19 protein-coding genes and 3 pseudogenes are annotated in these 23,393 nt (G+C 39.7%); 4 read left to right on the top strand and 18 right to left on the bottom strand.

Annotated features, from left to right (window positions below; genetic code table 11):
• Positions 1-35 precede the first annotated feature (35 nt).
• From AC50YG_RS04030 to AC50YG_RS04000, 7 genes and pseudogenes are all read right to left on the bottom strand, one after another.
• A pseudogene (locus tag AC50YG_RS04030) lies at positions 36-448 on the bottom strand (tyrosine-type recombinase/integrase); the annotation flags it as partial.
• A gap of 147 nt (positions 449-595) precedes the next feature.
• Positions 596-808 (bottom strand): annotated as a pseudogene (locus AC50YG_RS04025) (DUF2278 family protein); the annotation flags it as partial.
• Positions 805-1,038 carry a DUF2278 family protein gene (locus tag AC50YG_RS04020; RefSeq protein ID WP_494824844.1) on the bottom strand — a complete coding sequence of 78 codons (234 nt, stop codon included), beginning with the start codon at positions 1,036-1,038 and terminating at the stop codon, positions 805-807. The gene AC50YG_RS04020 and the pseudogene AC50YG_RS04025, both read right to left, overlap by 4 nt.
• Before the next feature lie 66 nt (positions 1,039-1,104).
• Complete coding sequence (locus AC50YG_RS04015; RefSeq protein ID WP_494824843.1) at positions 1,105-2,160, bottom strand: NAD(P)/FAD-dependent oxidoreductase; 1,056 nt, start codon at positions 2,158-2,160, stop codon at positions 1,105-1,107.
• Positions 2,147-4,540, bottom strand: coding sequence for a hypothetical protein (locus AC50YG_RS04010; RefSeq protein WP_494824841.1), 2,394 nt, complete (start codon positions 4,538-4,540; stop codon positions 2,147-2,149). The genes AC50YG_RS04015 and AC50YG_RS04010 overlap by 14 nt, the downstream gene beginning before the upstream one ends.
• 313 nt (positions 4,541-4,853) lie before the next feature.
• Positions 4,854-6,623 (bottom strand): S8 family peptidase, encoded by a 1,770-nt coding sequence (locus AC50YG_RS04005; protein ID WP_494824840.1) that lies wholly within the window; start codon positions 6,621-6,623, stop codon positions 4,854-4,856.
• A gap of 484 nt (positions 6,624-7,107) precedes the next feature.
• Positions 7,108-7,779 carry a hypothetical protein gene (locus AC50YG_RS04000; protein WP_494824838.1) on the bottom strand — a complete coding sequence of 224 codons (672 nt, stop codon included), beginning with the start codon at positions 7,777-7,779 and terminating at the stop codon, positions 7,108-7,110.
• A gap of 321 nt (positions 7,780-8,100) precedes the next feature.
• Here AC50YG_RS04000 and AC50YG_RS03995 point away from each other — a divergent pair, with 321 nt between their 5' ends.
• The 4 genes and pseudogenes from AC50YG_RS03995 to AC50YG_RS03980 all read left to right on the top strand — a co-directional run bounded on the left by AC50YG_RS03995 (position 8,101) and on the right by AC50YG_RS03980 (position 9,409).
• On the top strand, positions 8,101-8,349 hold the full coding sequence (locus AC50YG_RS03995) for a hypothetical protein (protein ID WP_494824836.1): 249 nt from the start codon (positions 8,101-8,103) through the stop codon (positions 8,347-8,349).
• 28 nt (positions 8,350-8,377) lie between these two features.
• Positions 8,378-8,728: a hypothetical protein gene (locus AC50YG_RS03990; RefSeq protein ID WP_494824835.1), complete on the top strand. Its 351-nt coding sequence runs from the start codon at positions 8,378-8,380 to the stop codon at positions 8,726-8,728.
• 12 nt (positions 8,729-8,740) lie between these two features.
• A pseudogene (locus AC50YG_RS03985) lies at positions 8,741-8,890 on the top strand (hypothetical protein); the annotation flags it as partial.
• A 39-nt stretch (positions 8,891-8,929) separates the two neighbouring features.
• A complete protein-coding gene (locus AC50YG_RS03980; RefSeq protein ID WP_494824834.1) occupies positions 8,930-9,409 on the top strand; it encodes a HEAT repeat domain-containing protein in 480 nt (159 codons plus the stop codon).
• Between the two features lie 514 nt (positions 9,410-9,923).
• Here the strand turns inward: AC50YG_RS03980 and hisB are convergent.
• From hisB to AC50YG_RS03925, 11 genes are all read right to left on the bottom strand, one after another.
• Positions 9,924-10,508 carry an imidazoleglycerol-phosphate dehydratase HisB gene (hisB, locus tag AC50YG_RS03975; RefSeq protein WP_494825306.1) on the bottom strand — a complete coding sequence of 195 codons (585 nt, stop codon included), beginning with the start codon at positions 10,506-10,508 and terminating at the stop codon, positions 9,924-9,926.
• Between the two features lie 317 nt (positions 10,509-10,825).
• Positions 10,826-11,689 carry an SDR family oxidoreductase gene (locus tag AC50YG_RS03970; RefSeq protein ID WP_494824833.1) on the bottom strand — a complete coding sequence of 288 codons (864 nt, stop codon included), beginning with the start codon at positions 11,687-11,689 and terminating at the stop codon, positions 10,826-10,828.
• Complete coding sequence (locus AC50YG_RS03965) at positions 11,686-12,738, bottom strand: polysaccharide biosynthesis protein (RefSeq protein WP_494825304.1); 1,053 nt, start codon at positions 12,736-12,738, stop codon at positions 11,686-11,688. Before AC50YG_RS03965 ends, AC50YG_RS03970 begins: the two co-directional genes overlap by 4 nt.
• A 31-nt stretch (positions 12,739-12,769) precedes the next feature.
• Positions 12,770-13,477: a PIG-L deacetylase family protein gene (locus tag AC50YG_RS03960; protein ID WP_494824831.1), complete on the bottom strand. Its 708-nt coding sequence runs from the start codon at positions 13,475-13,477 to the stop codon at positions 12,770-12,772.
• Between the two features lie 99 nt (positions 13,478-13,576).
• Positions 13,577-14,341 carry a hypothetical protein gene (locus AC50YG_RS03955; protein WP_494824829.1) on the bottom strand — a complete coding sequence of 255 codons (765 nt, stop codon included), beginning with the start codon at positions 14,339-14,341 and terminating at the stop codon, positions 13,577-13,579.
• Between the two features lie 57 nt (positions 14,342-14,398).
• Positions 14,399-15,712 (bottom strand): sn-glycerol-1-phosphate dehydrogenase, encoded by a 1,314-nt coding sequence (locus AC50YG_RS03950; protein WP_494824827.1) that lies wholly within the window; start codon positions 15,710-15,712, stop codon positions 14,399-14,401.
• Positions 15,713-15,799: 87 nt separating this feature from the next.
• Positions 15,800-17,710: a glycosyltransferase 61 family protein gene (locus AC50YG_RS03945; protein WP_494824825.1), complete on the bottom strand. Its 1,911-nt coding sequence runs from the start codon at positions 17,708-17,710 to the stop codon at positions 15,800-15,802.
• A gap of 225 nt (positions 17,711-17,935) precedes the next feature.
• Positions 17,936-19,510, bottom strand: coding sequence for a nucleotidyltransferase family protein (locus tag AC50YG_RS03940; RefSeq protein WP_494824823.1), 1,575 nt, complete (start codon positions 19,508-19,510; stop codon positions 17,936-17,938).
• A gap of 157 nt (positions 19,511-19,667) precedes the next feature.
• On the bottom strand, positions 19,668-20,651 hold the full coding sequence (locus AC50YG_RS03935) for an ABC transporter ATP-binding protein (RefSeq protein WP_494824821.1): 984 nt from the start codon (positions 20,649-20,651) through the stop codon (positions 19,668-19,670).
• A 12-nt stretch (positions 20,652-20,663) separates the two neighbouring features.
• Positions 20,664-21,467, bottom strand: coding sequence for an ABC transporter permease (locus AC50YG_RS03930; protein WP_494824819.1), 804 nt, complete (start codon positions 21,465-21,467; stop codon positions 20,664-20,666).
• 3 nt (positions 21,468-21,470) lie between these two features.
• Positions 21,471-22,262, bottom strand: a complete 792-nt coding sequence (locus tag AC50YG_RS03925) for an ABC transporter permease (RefSeq protein WP_494824818.1) — start codon at positions 22,260-22,262, stop codon at positions 21,471-21,473.
• Positions 22,263-23,393 lie beyond the last annotated feature (1,131 nt).

Here is a 23,393-nt window from a genome sequence, read left to right as displayed (position 1 = left end):
TAATAGTATTAGACAAACCGCATACTGACGTGGGTTTATCGATCCATGTTATCTACAGCTATCCTCATCTCTTCATCTGTTAGATGTGTATATATCATGGTAGTTTGTATCGATGAATGTCCTAATTGATTTTTTTATCTCGGTACATCATTGTTCTCTAAGTGATACCGCGTTGCGAAAGAATGTCTTAGTGAATGTACGGTTAAAGCTGGTTTCCCAAATGCGGCTGCATATTTTTCGATTAGTTTTTCAATGGACCGTTGCGTTAAGCGCCGGTTTTTCCTTTACGGCCGACAAGAGCTACAATAAACAAAAAGGGTTCCAGTTTTTCTGGTTTGTATCTTGATTCTCGAATTTGCAGATAACTTTCCACATCTAATAATGCTTGCTTGCTGAAGTAAACATATTGTTCTTTATTGCCTTTGCGTATCACTCGTACGATAGCTTTTGTGGTTATATTCACCATCAATGTGAATTGAACAACTGGAACGGGTTCGTCACTTTGTAATGTTATTTTTACAGTGTCGAACTTGCATGCCCCCAAAGGATGTCCATTTTCATCGATACTTCCTTGTCTTGCCTCACCATTATCTTCTGTACACCATGATTGGCTTTGAAAGGCTAAAAAGTAAGCTACCCATTTATTTTCATTTTTAAAGTGTATTAGAAAGCAACCATCGTGGTAAGTACCATTTTCTTGTCGTGAGAATTCGGTATTGCCTTGATTCATGTGAACATTATGAATCCCCTTTCCTCTTCCTGGAAAATGTGTACCGTATGCATAAATGACAGCATCATCATTATTCAAAGCTTATTCATGTACTCATCAATGAAATCATACAGATCATTTCTTTCTCCTGAAATAGTTACAGGAAGGATCTTCATTTCATTCGGATTAAACAGACCACTTCGAATATAATCAACTGCAATATCAGCATTTACATTGTGATGATAATCAATTTCATGAAAACCAAATCCCATGTTGGGAAGTATTGTTATGGCTTGAGTATTGTAATTTGGGACTGAGTAATAAAGCAACTTACATTTAATCCCATCGTGTACACCTCTTTCTTATCATCAAAAAACACGCGCTTTATTGTCGCCTTAGACAAAAGTACCGGTTTCTGACCATCCCTTTGAACGATTGATCGGTAATAGCGCATAGAGCTCCTTTAATTTTTTTACATCATGTTGAAACCACTTTCTTATCCATTTACAATACTCCTCAGTCCCAAGATGCTCTTTACAACCAACCATGTTTACTTTGTCAATCAAATGACCCACCATCATACCTGACATGATTGCTTTTAAGACACCGTGTGATGAGGCAGGATCTAGCACAGAAGCAGCATCACCAACTATATAGTAGCCTGGACCAGCAGGTTGTCGAACAGCTCTCCAAGTCATATCTGCTCCGAGAGTTTTGCCTATTGGGATTAATTCCTGATATTCTTTTGGAAGCCACCCATTTTTCAGTGGAACATTATTGAAAGATAGTCGTGTCCACTGGTACATGCCAGCGCCGATCTTTGCTGTCCATGTCCATCCTTCATGATCGGCAACAATAGCAGGTTCTTCATCATGGAGATGGCATTCTCCTTGTACATACCCATATCGTGCAATAAGTTGAGGTGAATACGTATCCATTGGTAATTGCAACTTTTTTGCTAACCAGTGCTGACGGCCTGTACCATCGATTAGAAATGAGGACATCAATTGACCTCCTACAGTAACTACGCCTACCACACGATTATTTTGTATAATCGGTCTCAGCGCACGTTGCTGAAGATAAACTTCTACGCCCAAAGACATCGCACGCTCGAGCAAAATGGAATCAAATTCGGCACGTCGTGCCTGGTATCCATACCAAACGCCTGTTTCATCAGCACCAAACGGGACAAATTGACGATCTTGCTCCCATGTAATCCAGTGTCCCTTATGTCGTAAAAAACCTGCTTGGTGGACGATCTGTGCAACACCTAAATGGTGCAATACAGGCTCAATACCTGGATGTAACGTTTCTCCCGGTTTTTGTCGTGGGAAAGACTCCCCATCGATCATGGCAACTTTGAGTCCCTTACTTGCGCAAGTGATTGCAGTTGCTGCCCCAGCTGGTCCACATCCAATAACAATGACATCGTACTTTTCATTCATTTCCATTCTTATACGTCCACACTTCATCTTCACCTGTTACGTAACGAAGTAAAATATTCTGCCCACTTACAAATAGGATGACTCTTTCTTTGATTGTTAATCGAATCTTTTTACTATTACTTTGTGTAATAGCATCTCCTGACTTATACACATCAAATCGATAGATATTACCTGCAAATTCAGTTCTCGTTTGCAACTGGGCTCTTTTCAGCTCTTCATTATGACCTGCAACTACTTGAAAAGATAAAACTCTCCATTCACTTTTTTGTCTATTTAAGCTATTTTCAGGGTTTGGGCTTGGAGCCAATTCTAACGCTTTATAAACATAAGCCATCGTTAAAAGCCTTTGCTTATACTCCGTAACATCTATTTTCCCGGTAAGTGACAAAGTGAATTTATTGTTCAAAGCATTTTCAACATAGTCTGCATGAGATAAGCGATTGTATTCAACTTCACCTTTGGTTTGATCTAAGATTGGACCTGGGACACCATCCCAAGGTAATCCCCCCACAATGCCAAGCTCCTCATCGGTTAACGGGCATACCGTAGGATATCTTGTTTCGAACGTTCTTGCGGCATCCGGTGCAACTGCTGGCCAAAAAGTACTCAAGGCAGCACACAGCTTGGCATCTTCAGGGAATGGGCTTCCTAAACCATATCCAGCAATAAATTCTTGTCCATCTATGCTGCGATCGTAGCTTACGTCCCAACCCGGTGCGAAAACACCAGAAGCCGCATCCGGCAAATAGGAATGTCTTGATGTAAAAGGAACACGTAACGTTGTCTCATCTGGTATTTGCTCATACAATGTTGTTACGATTGCCGTTATCGTGTCATCATTTAGACTAAAAACTGATGACCCTTCATTAGTTAATTTAATATTTACAGGGTATCTTATATCAGATAGCGTGTAAGGCAAGTCATCTTTGTTTTCCCAAACATAAATTTTTATAGTTTCATTCACTTCCTTCTCGTACCATTCCATTAGCTCTCTCTGGTCACAGTTCGGGAAGAAGTCTGGGGCTGTTACCATAGAATAGGCAGGGTAATATTGTATATCCGTTATTTCTGGACAGATTGCTTCTATCCATCCATCCCCTGTATAGTCTTTATAATGAATGGCCTGGTATCCTCCTTTCCTTACCTTTTTAATCATCTCTTCCACTGTCATATCGTTTAGGTTCCATTGATTTCCATTATCTAAGAGTTCATGGCGTACATGTACATATTCAGGCAATGGTCTTCCAAAAATATCATTCTTCTTTGTTCCCTCAGGGCTCTGCTGCTCTTTATAGAAACGAAATTGTAAACTTGAGGAAAAGGGCCGAATATCTAAACCTGAAATAGTCCTTTCCTCTAAATCACTGCTTTCAGGAACAATGAAAGTCAGTAGCTTATTGTTGTATTTGGCTTTTTCAATAAGTGCTGGATGTACATCAGGGACAAGCACGTGAGATCCAAAATCAGGATTACCGGACCATCCAGCTATTCCCTCAGTGAAATAAAACGGTGACTCATTTATATCTGGTTCTTTCCAGCCGGTATCATAAGTTCTTTCACCGACATATTCTTTATCATTCAAAACCTGATGTATACGACGAATTTTCTCGTTAACAAGAGACGCCTTAAGCTCTAAAGTTAACTTCAATGGATTACCTTGATCATCACTTAAACATTCCGCACCGGCAAAAATCTTATGAATAGGTACCCAAAACATTCGATCTTTATCCTTTTCTGCAACCTCTGCGATGCTCATTGGTCCAAAACTCCCTGAATCACCTTTTCTTTGGACTGCTAAGTAAGCTGAGTACCGCGCGGGTAGAACTCGGAATGCAAAATCATCGCCCTCAACAAAGGGAAGAAACCCTCGGTTTTCGGGAATGTAAAGTGGCTCCTTCGTTCCAACTCGTGCTACCCCAGTGCGTGAGAAACATACATCAGCATGTTTTCGATGAACCGTTTCTGGTGAAGGGCGATATTCCGTCGAAAACACTACAATGGCTAAATTTCCACCCGCACGCTGGCGGAGTTCAGATAAGGATGGTGGCTTGATGCCGTAAACATAATTCTCGATGACATCAAGCTCAGCTAACGTTGGAAAAACAGACAGTGGAAAACCATTAAGCCCTAGATTGACATTCGGCGAAGCTAAGGCATGATAAAGCAAGCTTCTAGCTGGGTAGCCCTGTTCAATACCCCGATTTCCTTCAATCGAGAAATCTTCAAAACCTTTTATGGTACGATCAATCTTTAATTCTTTACTCAACTCTCCCTGCAAATCTGGTGCGGTGATATCTACTCCATGTGTCATAAGTAAATCTCTCCATCCGTGCGGAGCAAGCCTTTTACATATTTGTTCAACCTGTTCTTTTAATACAACCATCATGTCCATCCTCATCCTTTCATAGTTGGTGTGGGTTAGTTTTAGGATGAGCGTAAAGGATAATCAAAGTATCCCCTAAGCTAACAGAGACAATGTTCAGGCATTTCATTTAACGTTTAGCCCATCCTTTAGCCGTCAGGAAATTTTTCATAATTGTTTTAAAAACATTGTATAATTATCTTTACTTAATTCCTGAATCATATTTCGAATAACAGGGTTGTCATTTAACTTTAAGGGTTGCTTTTGAGTTGTGCTTATCAAGTTACTTGCCCCTCCTATCGTGTCACCAGTGCTTCCTGTTCCACCTGAGTAACCGCTATGTCCTTCTTTGTCCCATAGCTGTAACCGCAGCAACAGCTGCTTCCGCATCCACTCTCCCGTTACCATAACGACGATCCCAGCCTGACTGACTTGGCGGATTATGGCGTGCTGTTCGCTCCAATATCGATCGAATTTGATCGTTGTTGAGGGTTAGCATCTGCGCTCTTGCCTCCGACAGCATAAGAGCAACGACTCCTGTCACCGTCGGAGCGGCCATACTCGTACCCGACATGCCGATGACCCCGTTCCCGGTACGCGAAGACGCAGCGAGAACTCCTCCTCCTGGAGCGCTAAGCTCCGGCTTTTGCCGTCCGTCCCTTGTAGGCCCTGCACTGGAGAATGACGAGATCGGTGTATTAGGCATTTTCGCATCATAGGATCCGACCACGATACTCTTATGTCCACAGCAAATGGAGCCAATCGTATAGTTATTATCCGCATTCGTGGTGAAGCTGGATTGAATCCCTTCAGTAAAATTATCTCGTTCAATCCATACGTGGAACTTGCCGTTATTGACGGAGGAACCGTGAATACGTATCTTCCAAGTACCCATAGGTACGGCTCCCCGGTCCGCGTCACAGAAGATCATCGCAACGTTATCTCCGTTCAAGACGTTTTTTTCCTGTACGGCGAATATCTGTCCATCAAAGTAACGCTCTCCAAGTCCTACCCGACAGATTGTTGCTCCTTGCGGGTCGATTACTTCCATCTGAAAGGTATCGGAGCCCTCATACCAAATTTCTACCTCGTTCGAGGTAAAATCGGTAGCTGGGATATTCCAGAGGAGATCGGTATGCCCATTTCTCGGAACCACTCCAGATGTGTGAATGTTGTCTAAATAGGAGTTGCTTGCCGCTATGACGACAGCTCGTTCAGGTTTCTCTGTCACGAAGCCATCCAGCGCTTGCTCTACCAGTGTAGTACCGTCATGAGGGCCTCCGTTCGTCCCAAGACTGATATTCACTACGCAGGGACGACTCCCCGCTTGGTCAAAAATAAATTTTACTGCTTCAATTAAATTTTTGGAATCTCCAAAGCTCCCTAGGTTGCCATTAGGAATATCCCAATACGCAGGTTCGACAAAGATAATATCCGCCTTAGGCGCTACTCCCGGTGATTTATTGTTGCGGCCGTTGCCGGCTGCAATATCGGTCACATGAGTTCCATGCTCCCTCTGACCAATGGAATAATTCAGCTCTTTGAAGGGATCCGGCTTACTCAGCGCTTGATTGATCTGTCTGCTATCATATACTCGAAGTCTGGTAGTCTGATCAGCCATTACTTCTTGAATTCCTAAGGCGAGTAATCGAGTCGATTCGTCCGGATGCCGAAAGCTGGAATACCTGATATCACAGCCATGATCTACGATACCGACAACCACACCCTCGCCTTCATTACCGATCTGTTCTTGAGCAGGAGTCAAGTTGATTTCTCGAAGCGTATCTCTGAGCAACGGCTTCAAAGGCTGAGCTCCTTGAAGATGTACAACCACCGGAGATTGATTGACGCTGGGCAGTGTATTAGCGGCAATATGTGCTGTAACAATTTGCCCAGAACGGTCTGATGTCGTGGTAATCTCATTAACGTCCCGTACTCCGGGAATTTTTTGAAATGCAAGGAGATCTGTTATTTTAGCGATGACTGGAATAAAGCTATCGTTATCCTCAGTCGTTGTGTGCAGTCCTTCCACCTCGGAGCGCTTGTTTTTCAAAACCGCTCGCTGCAATCTGGGATCGAGATTAGATAAATGGTTTTGTGTTGACACCAATGTGACCCTCCAGTATGTTCTGTTGATTTTTCATCTTCTAGGAATATCATGAATCAGTATCCGACAACTGTTTTGAAAAGATGTTATGTAAATATTTGCTGCAGTATTGAAGCACGCCCTTTAAAATCTACAAGAAAAACTGCAGTAAACGTAAAAAAGCCTGTCAGATGGTTGGAGCGTGAGCATCATACATCCATCCGACCGGCTTTACTTCATTTCCAAATGATCCGGAACTTCAATCAAGCAGGAGCTAACGCAGATTCAGGAAGGTTCTGTAACAGCTCAGTTGCCTTGACAAAAGTAAATCCCTTTGCTTGTCCCAACGGTCTTAGCACGATCAGACCCAGATAGAGAAGCTGATGAGGTTCGACTGAACCGTCGAAAGTATGGAAATGAGCGACTATAATCCGATTTTGTCCTTCTGGTGGAATAACCTCCAATTGGGTCCAAATCTCCCCTTGCGCCAAGACGGGATCGGTCGTTACATTCGTAAGGCCAAAGGCGATTTCTGCGGGTCGGGACTGTGATTGTCAGCGGGCTTCGCATGTCTGAAATAAAGGGTATAACCGCCTGTACGAAGCAGTTCGAGAATAGGTGCTTCGAATGTGAGAAGGGACAACTTATCCAAAGCCCATTGAGTTTTGGAGATTTCATTCTCAAGGAGAAGCTGCTCTTGTCGAAGAAACTGCAATAGTGAAGTTTGCAGCTCCGATGCCGCCTCACTGTCCGCTTTGGCAGATAGCTCGACGATCGAGTCTGCTCCGATAGACCATATCTCCAAGCTTAAAGTCTTGTCTTTCCACACCGCGTTATATTTTTTGGACTTGACCGGCCCGAGCAAGCGGACATCCGCTAGAAGTCCGGTAATTTCGCCTGCACGTCCTGTTCCTTGCTGCAATACCGCAGGAGCGTGGTCGAGAAACAATTGCTTCCAAGCTTCCTCTTGCATCTCGCCGGTATGATTCAATTTTGTTTCATAGGAGATGCTCAATGCTTGTTTTTGAAGTCCCCAGTCAACTTCAACCTTGCTCGCCTCATCAAGCAGATGCCCATACTTCTCGGCTTCCTGCAACGCGGCTTTGTTCGCTGTACTATACTCGAGGCTAACTAATAAAACAGCTTCATCTGTCGAAGGTTCGATAATCGTTATCACGTCAGTTATACTCCTTTTTAGCAGCAGTGATATTTCCTCCAGAAAAAGTCATGACATTTCCATCGGACTCATTAATATCGCTATAGAACAAAGGTATTATTGTGAGTTGCATCTAATATTATTCATTTGTATATGACTGATTGGTAAGCAGCTACATCAAAGTTTAACAATAAGTAATTCAGTACTCATACAAATACCCTTTCGCAGCGACTTACACGTTGACCGTTGAATAAGATTGCAGCCATTTACGCATATTAGCCCCAGCATCGTTAAATTAGAGGCGTCCGTTCGCCAACGAGAACAAGGAGCTGATTCATTCCGATGGAACAAATCGAAGTCAGCCTGTATATGACAGGCGAATCCTATCCCTTTAAGACCCTTCAACTAAGTTTCTCGGATTTCGGGATGCTTTTCGACTTCATTAAAAAAGAAGGATTGAATCGGGACTATAACGATCGACCCGAGAGGGACAAGCTAGTTCTGAAGGAATCGGATTTCAAGCTAGTTGAGAAAGCAAATCGAATCAACGTTTTTGAAACTGTGCTAACCTTTAGGCTTAAAGATACGTAACATACTTACGACAAGGAGGAGGCATGTTATGAGCGAAGAAATAGTACGTATACATGTTAAAGTTTTATTTAATCCAAATATTCCAATTGATGAAATGTTTACATCAATGAGAGAAGTTTATAGTTCAGCAGGAATCAATGTTGAAATAGCAACTACTGAAATCTTAAATATTCCAGAATTGGAAGATTTGGAGGTGGGTAGATGCGTGATGGGAAGTGTGACGAATGAGCAGGAGCTTCTATTTAATAATAGAAACTCTGTCGGTTCTAGAGAATTAGTAGTTTACTTAGTAAGGTCCACGATTCCTCCTTTAAATGGATGTGCTGCATATCCTGCCAATCGCCCAGGAGCTGTCATTACCCGGGTAGCTAGCCGCTGAACCCTAGCGCATGAAATCGGACATGTGCTTGGTCTACGTCATGTTATTGATAACAATCGATTGATGACAGGAAACGGAACACACAACATCACGAATCCACCTCCTGATTTAGTATCTTCAGAAGTTGATACTATGATTCAGAGTGAGTATACAATACCCTGATTTATGTGAAGTTAATAATACAATTAGGAGGTTAGGTTTATGATGGAGCGAATACTTAAACTTCTTGATCGGGAAGAACCTGATTATGATGAAGTGTCCAAGCTTGGATCAGATGCTGTTCCGTTTTTATTGGAAATAACCAAAGAAGGAAATCCCAGACTTGCTCCTCGGGCAGTTTATGCTTCCAGTCTCATTCAAAATGAGCAATCCATGGACGTTATACGCGAAGGAATAAGGAGTTCTATTCCTGATGTAAGGGTCGCAGCTGCGGCAGGTTTACGAAATATAAAGGAGCATGATGCGAGTGACTTTATGGATCGGCTTCTTCAAGATGACGAGGTACAAGTGAGAAAAGTAACACTTAATTCAATTTTGAGTGGGATAGATATGGCAGACGGTGTGCAACCGATGTTGAAAACAGACAATCTTAAATCAATCCTACAATCTATGCTTCAAAACGAATCCATTGAACATGTCCGTAATCTAGCTAAACAGGCACATGATCAACTAACACATTAAACAAAAACTGCTTTTACTGCGAATATTTACTTTTAGTTAATCAACACACAAATTCGAAATATAAAAAAAAGGCTGTGTGATGATATCTCTCTTCATAACGCAGCCCCTCGTTCGCCCTATTCCTCTACTCCTGAATCGTTTCTCCATACTAAAGCTTAAAGGACCGAGGCTGCGCCAATAGGATGGCTGCCTCGGTCCTTCGGCTGTCTTATTGGATCAACTCAAAAACTCAAATGAATAGGTAATAGGTGTAGCAGCAATACAGATCCTTAAAAGTATGATGTGACACATTATATATAGACCCCAGTTTACATGGTTATAAAAGATTTTTCAACAAACTAAAAGAAATACGGGTTTTGTGAACATGTAATACATATAAAACCGCCGAATCCCTTGTACATCAAGGTTTCAGCGGTTTTCAAGGGAATTCTACGCGAACACCCGATTGGTTCGTTTTTCTACATTTCTCATTGTCATTTATTCTGATAACGTACAAAAGCTGTTCTATATTTTTTTATATTGATAACGTACCCTTCGTAGACGGAATAACATCGCCTGTTATCTTAATTGCTTTCTTCAACGCATCGCCGAATGCCACGAAAATACCCTCATTTATATGGTGTGTATTTTTACCGTATTCCAAATTGATGTGTATGGTTATCCCGCTATTATTCGCTACAGCGAGAAAAAACTCTTCGGTTAATTCGGTTTCAAACTCGCCTACTCGTGTTGACGGCATTACCACGTTAAACACTAAAAAAGAGCGATTAGATATACTCAAATCCACTAATGCTAAGCTCTCATCCATAGGTATACGTGAACTACCATAACGGTTTATGCCTTTTTTATCCCCTATAGCCTTTTTGATTGCTTGCCCCAAGCATATTCCAATGTCCTCAACTGTGTGATGCCCATCTATCTCTAAATCACCTTTGCAATCCACATTTAGTGTTATTCCTGCTCTAAAAGCAAAAAGCGTGAGCATATGGTTAAAGAATCCAATTCCCGTGTTGATGTTGCCTTCACTGTATTCATCGAGATTAAGCTCCAGTTTAATATCTGTTTCTTTTGTTTTTCTGTTAATTAATGCCTCTCGCACCATAAAAAACTCCCATCTGCCGCAATTGCGACATGCATAATATTCACCCGTACAAGTATTTCTGTTTGTAATGCAAGCCAGTATAACAAAATTATCCGCAAGTGTCAACCACAGCTGCATGGACTCCATGGCAGGACAACTCGTTCCGTAACGCACACCATGAGAAGAACTCGTTCATTACAGGCTTCAAAACTGGTGGTTACGTTTTCCCAACCGTTGCATTGTCTGATCTCCGCTTATGTCCCGGGCATTTCACCCTTCTTTTCCCATATAGCATACCTAGAAGTGGATCGAACATAAATGGTCAATTCGTCTTATCAATACGCTTTAATCGCATAATGCGGATACAACTCTTTGTGCCGGGTTATCCATTCGCCCATATCCGCTACCATTTCTTTATAAGTAGGTATTTGGAAGTTAAAATCCCGCCGGTTGTTTACCATTGATTTATCCTCTGTCACCGTATCCGTGGGATGGATGGGCACAGATTGGGCGCGCAACCCGTTAAATGACCCTAAAAGCGCGAATTTATCAATCTTATCGTTGTTTACCAAATGATACAGCCCAGACAGCCCTTGTTCCAACGCTGCAAGTATCGCTTTGGCTAAAATCATTGTAGTTACACCCGTCCATATCGCCTCTGTATACCCGTTTACAGCTTCGCTTTGCCGCATAAACCAATTAAATAAGCCTATCCCATTTTCATGAATATCCGGTCCAACAATGGACATCCTAAATGTCAGGTTTTTTTCATCGTTGATTTCGCCCATTGCCTTTGAACGCCCATACAGCGTATCGGCGGTACGGAAGCTGGCTTCATCATACCCACCGCCTTCATACCCGGAAAACACACAGTCTGTACTAAGGTGGATAATACGTGTCCTCATATCTGCTGATAGCTCCGTCAATAAATAAGGTAAGCAACTATTAAGCCATATTCCGTCATAGGGATTTGCCTCCACCGCTTTATTCAACAGACCTATGCAGTTGACTACAGCGTCATAATTACCTGCTTTTATAATTTCCGAAAGCTTTTTGACATTCCTCGCATCAGCGACAATATTTTGGCAGAACGGGAGTCCTCTTCTACCCAGCCCGGTAACATTATGGCCTTTTTCCGTTAGGTAAATAGCAATCACATGCCCTGCCATGCCCCCCGCACCTAATACCAGAATTTTCACAAACCCAACGCCTCCTGGATGTATTCCGTAGCCAGCAGTTTTTCCTTTATCTGCCCTAACGCCTCCTGGATGTATTCCGTAGCCAGCAGTTTTTCCTTTATCTGCTCCACATCCATCTGTATAGTATTCAAAGAATTATATTCGTCCAATAAGGTACCATTGGTGCCTTGATTAAAATACTGCGCATAATTCAAATCCCGGTTATCCGCGGGTACCCGGTAAAACCGGCCCAAGTCGTCGGCATGTACTCCTTCTTCTTTAGTCAGCAATGTTTCGTAATATTTTTCCCCGTGCCGGATACCGATTTTTTGTATGGGGTTATCGGCGTTAAACAATTCTTTTACCGCCTGCGCCAATACTCCCATCGTGCAAGCAGGTGATTTTTGCACAAAAAGGTCGCCGGGGCAGCCGTTCTGAAAGGCATACAGTACTAAATCAACGGCTTCATCCAAACTCATAAAAAACCTTGTCATGTTAGGGTCGGTAATGGTAAGGGGCTTTCCCCCTTTTATTTGCTCCACGAACAGCGGTATAACCGAACCGCGAGAATTCATCACATTGCCATACCGCGTACCGCATATAAGCGTATGATTTGCCGTACGTGATTTTGCAATAAACACGCGCTCCATTAAAGCTTTGCTCATCCCCATAGCGTTGATGGGATACACCGCCTTATCCGTAGAAAGACACACCACTTTTTTTACCCCTTCGTTAATGGCGGCGGTTAGCACATTATCGGTACCTATTACATTGGTTCGCATAGCTTCCATGGGAAAAAAATCGCATGACGGCACCTGCTTCAGTGCGGCCGCGTTAAAAACATAATCCACACCAATCATCGCATTACTTATACTCTGCAAATCCCGGATATCTCCAATGTAAAACTTTATTTTACTATTTCGATAGGTTGTGTACATATCGTATTGTTTTTTTTCATCCCGAGAAAAAACACGCACCTCTTTAATATCCGAATCAAGAAATCGCTTTAGAAACGCATTACCAAAAGAACCTGTACCACCGGTAATTAATAATGTTGCGTTAGCAAACATGTCTTGCGTATGCTGCATTTATACCCCTCCGTTAAATATCCTTAATCGGCAATCTATCGTAAACCAGTGCGAAAGCCTCCGTATAGCCCAAGTTAGCTACACTTCCCCATTTCAACGCGGTAGCCTTTATTATTTCCGGGCTGCGCGGGTGGGGTAGCTCTCTGCGTTCAGACCTGTATGCGTTCATTGCCTCAATTTTTGTGTGTATCGCATCGTCAATTTCAAAAAAAATATTGGGGGAAAATGCGCTTTGGGTATACGGAAAAGCCCACTCTGTTGAACTCAACACTTCATAGCTAAGTACCTTTCGTACAGGACATCCCGATAATGGGCGGCAAGCTGTGATAACCGCCTGATAGGTGATACGATGCGCAATGTTTATGTCCCCATAATGATGTGTTAAAATTACGGTGGGGGACAACTCCGCTATATACTTCTCTATGATTTTAATAACATCCAGCAAGTCCATACCATCCATACGGTTATTGGGCAAATTCTCGAAGAATGTTTTTTGTATCCCAAGTATTCTAGCAGCGTTTAGGGCATCCTCAATTACACCATCTTTTTCCTCTTGGCTGGCAGCACGTCGCCCTGTAAGCCCTTCCGACAAAATAAGCGAGAATATGGGTAATTCACCGCCATATTGATCCGCTAATGTCCGTATCGTCCCGCCGCAACCCAGCACCTCATCGTCAGGATGAGCCGATATTATTAAGATTTTATCGTTTTTATTAAACAATTTCGTCTATCTCCTTTACAATTATTATATTTAATCTATGTTTTTTAAACAGAAACTTTTTAGGCATTTGCACCATTTTCGAATCGGAAATCAGCTAGATTAAGTTATTCTATGGAGTCTAATATTTAAGCGGTGCTTTTCTCCATAATGAAGTATTTTTTCTGCAACATTTTCATCATTTCCATCAGCTAAACAAACTTCACAATGGGCGATGAGAATAGTAGCTAAAACAATGGCATCATCTATACTATATTGTTTGAAGTAATCACAAATAAAACACACATACTCTGTAAAAGAAACCTCTCTGTCTAAGACAAGGTAATATCTAATTTTATTTGGAGAAGTATAGTAAGAGATAATATAAGGTGCCATCGTACCCGAATTAATGTCAACAATAAATTTAGCAAGTTCTTTGCATAATTCTTCAGTTAATTTTGCATAGCTAAAGTAAGGTAATTCGTTAAATTTATAGTTTAACATTCTACCTGTGTTCCGAATAATCTCGATGTGACTGTTATACTCTTCAGCATCAACAGGAGCATGAACACAATTCCTATATACACTATTTGCGTACCTAGAACGTACTCTCTCCTTTATATTCGCAACCTTATCGATAGCATTTTCACCGCAAACTTCAAGTATTTTAACTGACTCGCGCTTGAATAGTTCAACATATGTATAATATAGCAACATATCATCTGCAAGGCGCGGCCATAAATTGCATATATGCCATGTAGTTATACTTTGGAATTTTTCGTTTTCAATGCTTAAATTATTTTTTTTTATTTCATCTAATATGAATATATTAATTTCATCCGAACCATATTTATTGGGTTTAAACAATAAAAAGCTACGCTCTTTCATGAGTTCTTATCCTCCAAATATATAAACATAAAGAAAAGCAAGAATCCCTTAATTACTTCATATTTTTGAAGAATATTGTGAGTGTCTATTGAGAGATAAATATTCTCCAAAATTCTCTAGCAGCGTTAAGTCGCCTAACAATTGTAAAACCGTATAATTTTTTTTTCGTTCTCTTGCCAATATTACGCTCTCTCTCAGCAGTTCTTTTCCAACATATATATTCTCCGTATTTACGGGAGCGCCTACAACACTTAAGAGTTCCGCAACATGCTCGGGCTCAGGAAGTTTTTCGGCAATTGCTAATATTTCAAACCATTTATCTTTTATTAATTCAAACGATAGGTTGGGGTTTGGAACAGATAATAAATCCTTTGCCGCTGCTCCATATTTTTCTGCAACCAGTGCCAATGTATGGTCCCGATCTTCTTTTTTGGGTGGTTCCAATTTTATATCAAGTAATCTTTTCCATATCCTTATAGCGCAAATAGTTGCTACGCCTACTTTCTGACCATGTAATGCAGATTCTTTGTTCTCCGCAAGATTTCGCATTTCCCAATAATGTGTGAGTTGGTGTTCAGCACCAGATGCAGGGCGAGTATTGCCATACATACTTATTGCAATACCAGATAGTATAATCCCTTCTGTAAGCTGCGTAATTGCTGATATTTCACGATATTTCAATGTTTTTACACACTCGGTTGAAAGTCGCAGCACTTCAAGTACGATATTAACAATTTCTTCCGGCATAGATTCGCCAGTTAATATATGTGAAAGAGTCCAATCTGCAATAGCGCTATAATGTCCCAAAATATCGCCAAGTCCAGAAATAATCATGGGCATAGGTGCAGCACTTATAATCAAAGAATCGCAAAAAACAGCTTTGGGGCATTGTGCTTGTAATGATACCTTTATGCCATCTAGGGTCAATGATACGCTTTTCGAAGAATATCCGCCCACAGACGGCGCGGTTCCAACAATTGCACAATCTCGACCAGAAGTAAAACCCACGTATTTACACAAGTCATTAATTGTACCTGAACCCACACCAAGTAAAAGACTATGTTCCGGTAAAACGGCAGCACTAAGCTCTGTTATACTGACTTCATTTGTTATTAATTGGGTTTCGTTGAAAATATATTTATTAAATACAACGTTCGCATCTGCTAACAAACTGCACAATTGTTCTCCTGCTACTACATAAGTGTTAACATCAAAAACGACTAATACATTCTTATAGCCTTTTCGATTGACCCATTCGGGTACATTTTTTAATATATCTTCTCCAATTTCGATATGCTCTATTATATGTTCGTATTTTCGCCATTTTTCTGCGTTTTTGTTGTTATTTGAATGATTATAGTCATTATTCAATTACTTACTCCCCCTCTACCAAATTGTACTTTTCGGCTAGATTGATATTTCCAACGCTCCTTTCTTTTTTACTTTACCGGGGATGTGTTATTTTGATGGTGGCGAGAATGTTTCTATAAGTCGCTTTTTTGTAAGTTCGTCGAGGTCATTCCCAATCAGATATTTATTAATTCCGATGATTATATCAGCTAGAGTGTTTTCTTTTAACGCTCGTAGAGTTGATGGTCTAAGGTGTGTAATCCAAATAGCCCATTGTTCAATATACTCTAAGGCAAAATCACGAATTGAGCATTCATCTTCCTGTAATAAACCATTTCCTTGTTCCATGATGTATTGTTTCCATTGAACTGTCGGTGCTAACAAATAAATAGATGTATAACGCAAAGCAGGCAGAAAATTTGCGGAAACATCAATGAATGTACATGTTGCTTCTCTTAGTTGATTTATCCAATATTGATTGCTGCGACTCCCGACAAGTCTGTTCAGTATTGTTATTTTGATACCATTATGACTAAACAATATATGATGCGGCAAAGTTCCGCTTACACATACAATCTCTTTAGCACCAGACATAATGGCCACTTGTTCTCTTGCGGATAACATTTCCATTTTTACAATTTCATAACCAATTGATTTAAAGTATTTCTCAAAATATGCTTCATTCAACACGCTATAAGTATTTAAACTGCCGCCTTTTAAATATACTTTCTCAAATTCTGACGGTGCTACACTATCTCGAATCGTGTCATATATCGGAATAGATTTAGATGTATATCCGCTGTGTAAGTATGTCGATTGATCTGGCACAATAATTGAATCAAAACGCATTGGTTCATTAATAACAATTATGTCTTTTTCATTTAATCCTAGCATGTATATAAATTCCAAAAAAGGTGGAGTCTCACTTTCAGAAATAAATGCAAACCTGTAACCGCTTTTAGGGTTATCCAAAAACCACCACAGCCGAGAAAGAGATTCGGTAATAAAATGACCAAATAATTCAAGCAAAAAACCACCATATACAACAGTTTCTTTTATACACGGTATTTCTGCCGGTAAAGAATAAGCTTCATTACAGCTTCCATCGTCATTTTGAAGCGATATATGAGCCATATGCCCGTCAACAAAGTTGCCGTCTATATCGCATACCCCGCCGCACCACATTCTGTTTTTATCAAGACGGCGTTTTGCTGGCAAGATAAGCCCTTTGTTAATTATTCGCACACCTTCTGGTTTGTCTATATTATAGTTATAACTGCATTTTTCAGATACATCATAAAAATTTTCGACATAGAGTTTATAGTTTTTTAATCTCTCTCCGTGTCTATATTCAACCAAAAATTTACTCAGGTATTCCGGTTGTTTTAAGTTCAAAAAGCCGGTGGTATCAGCAATGAAATCGCTATAATCCATCGCCTTAATTTCAAGCTGAGAAAATGACAACATAGATTCCGGCTCGCCTTTTGTAATAATGGCACAACCCCAGTCGCAATCCAGTGTGAAAACTAACAGATCGTTGTGAGAAGAGCGCAATTTGACAATAGCTTTCCAAACATCGCCTGTCCATGGCGTTCTGGCACCAAACTTCTTGAATTCAGGATCAACCAGTCTATATAATTTAGGCGGCAGACCAATCACTTCATGTGCAGGCTTGCAGTCGTGAATCACAATTACGCCGTCAGAGGCCAAACAGTCAAGAGCGTTGACAATATTTCGATAAGCTTGTTCATACTCATGCAAACCATCGACAAAAACAACATCAAATTTCATGTTGTCACCTTTGTGTTGCTCAAAGAAATCATCGCTTGCCATTGCCTTATATATACATCGATCACTTATATTCTGTTTGACCAAATCGCTAGGCTGTGCCGAACCTACACCCACTTTATATTGAGCGTCAATTTCTGCAAAATTGACGCCTTCGGACGCATCAATTTCGAGGTAATTCTTGTTTTGATAAGTATTCAACAACTTTTGGATGATTTCTTTGTGATTCATTTGCGTCTTCCTTCCAAAGAAATTTGCCAATTCACGCATGAATTTATAGACTCGCTAAATTAACCAATTCTATCTGTAAAGCTAATGGAAGTTTACAATCACTTAAACTTCGCACTTACTCGCCGTTACCTTAGTGTTAGTAAAAGCCATCCACCAGAGTCTTTAAGGCGTTTGCCGTCAATGAGCCTGTATCGGTATACTTTGGGCGGGAATTTAGGTAGTAACTTAAGTTTGTAGCTGAATAATTGGAGGGTTTTTCCAATATTCTAAATTAAAATACCAATGTTCACTTAATAAGAGCATTACATTCTTGTGCATTCGTTCGGACAAGCTAACGTTGTAGGCAAATTTGACTGGGAGATCATTCTTGTCGACGCCAATTAAATTAAAGGGTATCGATATTGTATAAATTAAATCTGATGTCATAATAATTTCGCAGTCTTTATTTTCTGTTTCATCAACATTATTTGCTTTAATACGGCCCTCATTTTTCACTATACAAAAAGCATATTTACATAAATTTGATTCATTGTAATCCTCATTTATAAAAGCAATATCCAGTAAAAAATCCTCCAGTGAGTCAAAAAATCTCTGTTCAAAATGTAGTTCAAGAATTAAGCAGGATGAAGACAGTTTAAACCCGTATTGAAAGGAAAACCCATACTTTACATCAATAAATTTGTCATATTCACCTCCAGTAAAATCAACAATTTTAGGAGCAATAAAGTTGGGATTATTGTGACTGAAGCATCTGTTTATCAGTTGATTTTTTATACTTCTTTCATGATCAAGTTCATTTTGGAATATCCTTAGTAAAACGGGGGTATTCCATTCAAAAAAAAGTTTATTGGAGGTGTCCGATTCAAATAGTTGAATAATCCTTATATCGATGCAATCATTAAATATTTCGTTAACATCCGATAATACTCTATAAATAACTTCGTGAATATTATATTTATCTGAAAGAGAGTAAATTCGATCCCAATCTATATATTCGGAAAACTTAGTGTAATAATTACAAATATCAAAATATCCTTTTAATCTTGGCCCACTATTAAACCACTGTGAATCCACATATGTGTTTATTGTTAATAACAGTAGGGAATGCTCAACATCAAAAGTCTTAATAATTACACCATTTAACTCCATAATTTGAAATCCATTGAGAAAGTCCTGCATTTGATGAGTTATTTTGTTTTGGATAAACCGCTGCAACTCTAAATATACGAACTCATTTTTTGACATTTCTTTAGTGTATTCCCAATACTCATGGTGAACATAACTATACTTTAATATTGGGAAGGGTAGCGTATGTTCTTCATTATTGATTGTTGCTTTATGAATGTACCCGTATTCTATTAATATTGAATGCATAACAGGGACATCGTTATCATTTAAGTAAGTATCAATATCTCCGGCTTTTCTGACATACACGTCATCATAAATTAATTTCGAAAGTACAACACCTTTTGCAACAACCAAATGAATATTCTGCCTTTGTGCAAGCTCTGTAACTTTCTTGGTTTCTTCTATTAATAAATCAATGTGCTGGATGTGTTTGTTATATTCTTCACGAAAAATCGGAAATATTTCAGTTGGAATATATTTATTAATTTCTTTATATATAAACGGGAATATTCCTTGTTCATTGATAAGTTTATAAAAAACTAACCAATTTACATTTGATATATCAATCACTAACCTATTGTCTGATTTATCAACATGCATATTACTTGCTGCCATTTTCAGAATATCTATTATAAGAGTCTGTTCATGTGATAAATGCTTCATAATCTTCATTCACTTTCTCACTTAATGAATTTTTTTTGCGAGATTGCTTTCCATTTGCTGATATCGTTTATCTAGTCGCCACCGATGGCGGCACCGGCAAGACGACCATCCGGCGACTCACAAAAGTGCTATAACGGTCATTTCTTCATGCCCCAGTCGACATATTCTATTTTTCTCTCGCTGCGGCAGCATATAAAAACTTTACCGCTTCCTCAATATCCGGCTCTTTCAACTGCATGTCCTTTATTTCGTAACTCTTCGAAATGATCGAGATCGCATGGGCGACCGAGAGTTCATTCTTGTCAAATAAGAAACTTTTCCTCAATCCTTCGTCGGCAAGAAGCTTGAGCCTGCCATCTGTTATTTTATTACGCTGATCGTCCAGATCGACTGTAAGCACATGCCCCGGATTGAAATTATCCTTGAATCCGGCTACAGTACCGTCAAATAATACTTCGCCTTTGTTGATTGTAATAATTCGGTCGCATACTTCCTCGATGTCCTTCATATCGTGAGTGGTTAGAATTACGGTTGTTTTCTTTGATTTGTTTATTTGTCGAATAAAGGTTCTAATCTTGGCCTTTACGGCTACATCTAAACCGATCGTAGGCTCGTCCAAATAAAGTACTTTTGGCTCATGCAGTAAAGCCACTGCTAACTCTGCACGCATTCTTTGACCTAGACTCAGCTGCCGCACCGGAACCCTTATGAATTCTTCCATTTCGAGCAATTCTACGTAATAATCAACATTATTACGGAAAACCTTTGGGTTAATTTTATATATTTTTGAAAATAGATCAAATGTTTCCTCCATTGGGAGATTCCAATATAATTGAGACCTCTGACCAAAAACGACCCCGATATTCATTGCGTTTTCCTTCCTATTTCGGTGCGGTTCTTTACCGTCCACCCGGACAATCCCAGATGTGGGTACAAGAATACCGGCAAGCATTTTTATCGTCGTAGATTTACCAGCTCCGTTCGATCCAATATATCCTACAAGTTCTCCTTCTTGGATATGAAAATTAATATTGTTAACAGCCTTCTTCACTTCGTAGTTCCTGTTCAGAATCGATTTTATAGATGAAGCAAACCCTTTTTCGCGTCTAAATACTCTGAACTCCCTTGTTACATTACTGACCTCTATCACTATAGTTCCCCCCTAAGATCCCGTACTTTTGTAATGATTGACGCCAAATAACCAAAACCTATAAGCCAGTACAAAACATACAATTCCAACCACCGGGGAGAAATATTGAACGTTATGGTTAAAAAAAACGAAGTCATCTTTCGCAATAAAATATTGTGCGGGATAAAAATTAATAAACGCATATGGCAGAATAAAGGTCAGAATCACTTGAACTGCCTTGTTGTAAATGGTGATTGGGTAGCGAATAAAATTCTTAATTTGAAAGAAAAGGACTTCTCGCAAACCTTGCGTTTCGATGATCCAAAATGATGGTACTGAAGTAAAAATTAACCCTGCCCCTTGAATTAATGCTCCACTTATTATCACTACGATCAGGAAAACTATATCCCTAAATGTAAAGGTACTTTCCATACCAGTTAGGCAGATGACGATCACCCCGATGGAGAGCCCAAAATGGCTTATGTACGCGCTATTGAATTCCCGGCAAACCAGGTAAAAGAAACTATTAAGAGGCTTTGTTAACACTTCATCGAAAGAACCATTTTTCACCATATTGCTTAGTTGAGTCGTAGGTGTGAAAAAGAAAAACCCCGCTAGTGCGTAAGAACATAGATTTAAAGAGAACAATAACAAAACCTCATATGCTCCCCAACCATTGATGGATTGGAACTTATCTACCAGAATCCATATAATCAGAAATTCGGCCCCGTAAGAAGCAAACTGAGCTATCCCTCCCATAAAAAAGGCCTTACGGTATTCGGCTACCCCCATTATCCTTAATTTGATATATTCCAAATACAGTTGAGCGTAATGCATGCGTCATCCCCCGTGGATTACCAATTTGTTTTGCACTCTAGACCATATATATTTTTCAACGAGTATAATAACCGCCAACCATCCAGTTTGCATGAGAAGAACGGTTACCGATTGTTGCATCCCGTACTTCCCTAAAAAAATAGAAATCGGTTCAAAAAAAATGAAGCGGAACGGTAATGCCTGACAGATATTAAACAACCATTGCGGGTAAAACCATAACGGAACAACAGAACCTGAGAAGAGTTCGAACAAGGCACCTATAAAGAACGGAATATACCATGAGGTTTCAAGCCAAAACGAGAAAAGGCCAAAAATATAATGAATATAGAATGCCATAATTATCCCTAACACAAGACTCGGTAGGAACAGTAATGTATTCCTTATATCCACCGATAGGGAAATGTCGAAAAACAACCAGGTAGCCGCTATAGCAGGGACCGTGGCGAATAATGTTTGGAATACGTTCGTTCCTAAGTCCTCCGAGAATAAATATCTCTTAAAATTAACGGGTTTCATTAAATCCAATATGATACTTCCATTCTCAACTCTCTCTGCAATTTTACTGCCTGCATTCGATCGCGTTAATGTCATGACGACTGCTGCGATTATAATGTAGCAAACCATTTCATTAAGATTGATATTGTCAATATTCTCTTTATTGTTGTAAAGTGCCGTCCACACATTGATCTGAATCACAAGCAGCAGAATGCTTGCAAAGATTGTGATGTAAAAGTTGAAACGAAACGCATAACGTTCTTGAAAGGCCTTCTTGAAAAATTCAATATACAGTGCCATTGCAATACCTCACTCTTCAAAATTGGTTTTCCACGCTCTATCGACCCTCAATGTTTCTGGGATCACAAATTTGGAATGCTTTGTGCTACGCTGTCTTAAAACGGGCATTCAGCATCTATCGCCTTTAGAAAAGCATGAAAGCGCTTAACATAAACGAATGAGCGAAATATCTGGCGATCGATAATATGAATGTCTAATTGTCTGTTCGTTTAGTGATTCGGCAGTCGGAACCTTGCATAGGAACAATTAATTTCGTTAACAAGACCTTTAATCCAGTCCGCAACTTAGGCCTGATCCGTTTATTTTCACTATTGTTGATATGTTGAAATTCATCAAGGACCAATAGTTCCACTCTGCATTTTTCTTGAGAGGAGTAAAACGAATTTTAAGCGATTTCCTTGAACTCATATCCATAGTTCGAATTTTTTACTTGGTATAGCTAAATCGAGTCAGGTAGTAGACAAATAGGTCTATTCGTCGATATCCTCCCCAATATGATTCAAATGAAATATATTACATCATCATACAACTTTTTCTTTTTTAGCAATAAACATAATTATATGCTCATATTTTTGAAATTGATAGTGTGTAAAGTATAGCTTTTGCTTTAAATATTTTAGATATTTAGTCGATTTACCGATTTTCGTAATTTTCCCTGCACTACGTTTTCAATCACCTCAGCATAGTGAGAGGAAGATTGACCCTTGAACCATCTACCTGTATTATGAAATCCGATCATTTCTTTTGGGGCAATTCCCTATATTTAGTTGAGGTTCAAAAATGTCAATTAATTTGACCAAACTTTCTGCATCAAATGCCATCCATAATATTGATCTATGTCTGGTCCTCTGACTGTAAAAAAGCTGCCGTTACGCAGGATTTACACCAAACTTCTTTCATATGTGAACCCCAAGTATTTCTGCTGCCTACTTAGAATCTAAACTATGATTGTGTTTTTCCATAAACTGATCCACGCTGGTTCTTAAAGTGGGGTAAAAAATTCAATGCGAACCTTTTTCCCACAAACATCCTCCTTTTATGCGATCGCTTTCAACCATCTTTTATTTTACGCATCTAGAATTTCCCTCCCATATCTAAAATATAGATCTTTCCCCCACAAATTAAAGATGT

The sequence above is a fragment of the Paenibacillus sp. J31R34 genome (genome assembly GCF_059383715.1).
Note: the sequence above shows the minus strand (reverse complement) of the source record. Positions and strands in the feature narration are given on the sequence as shown.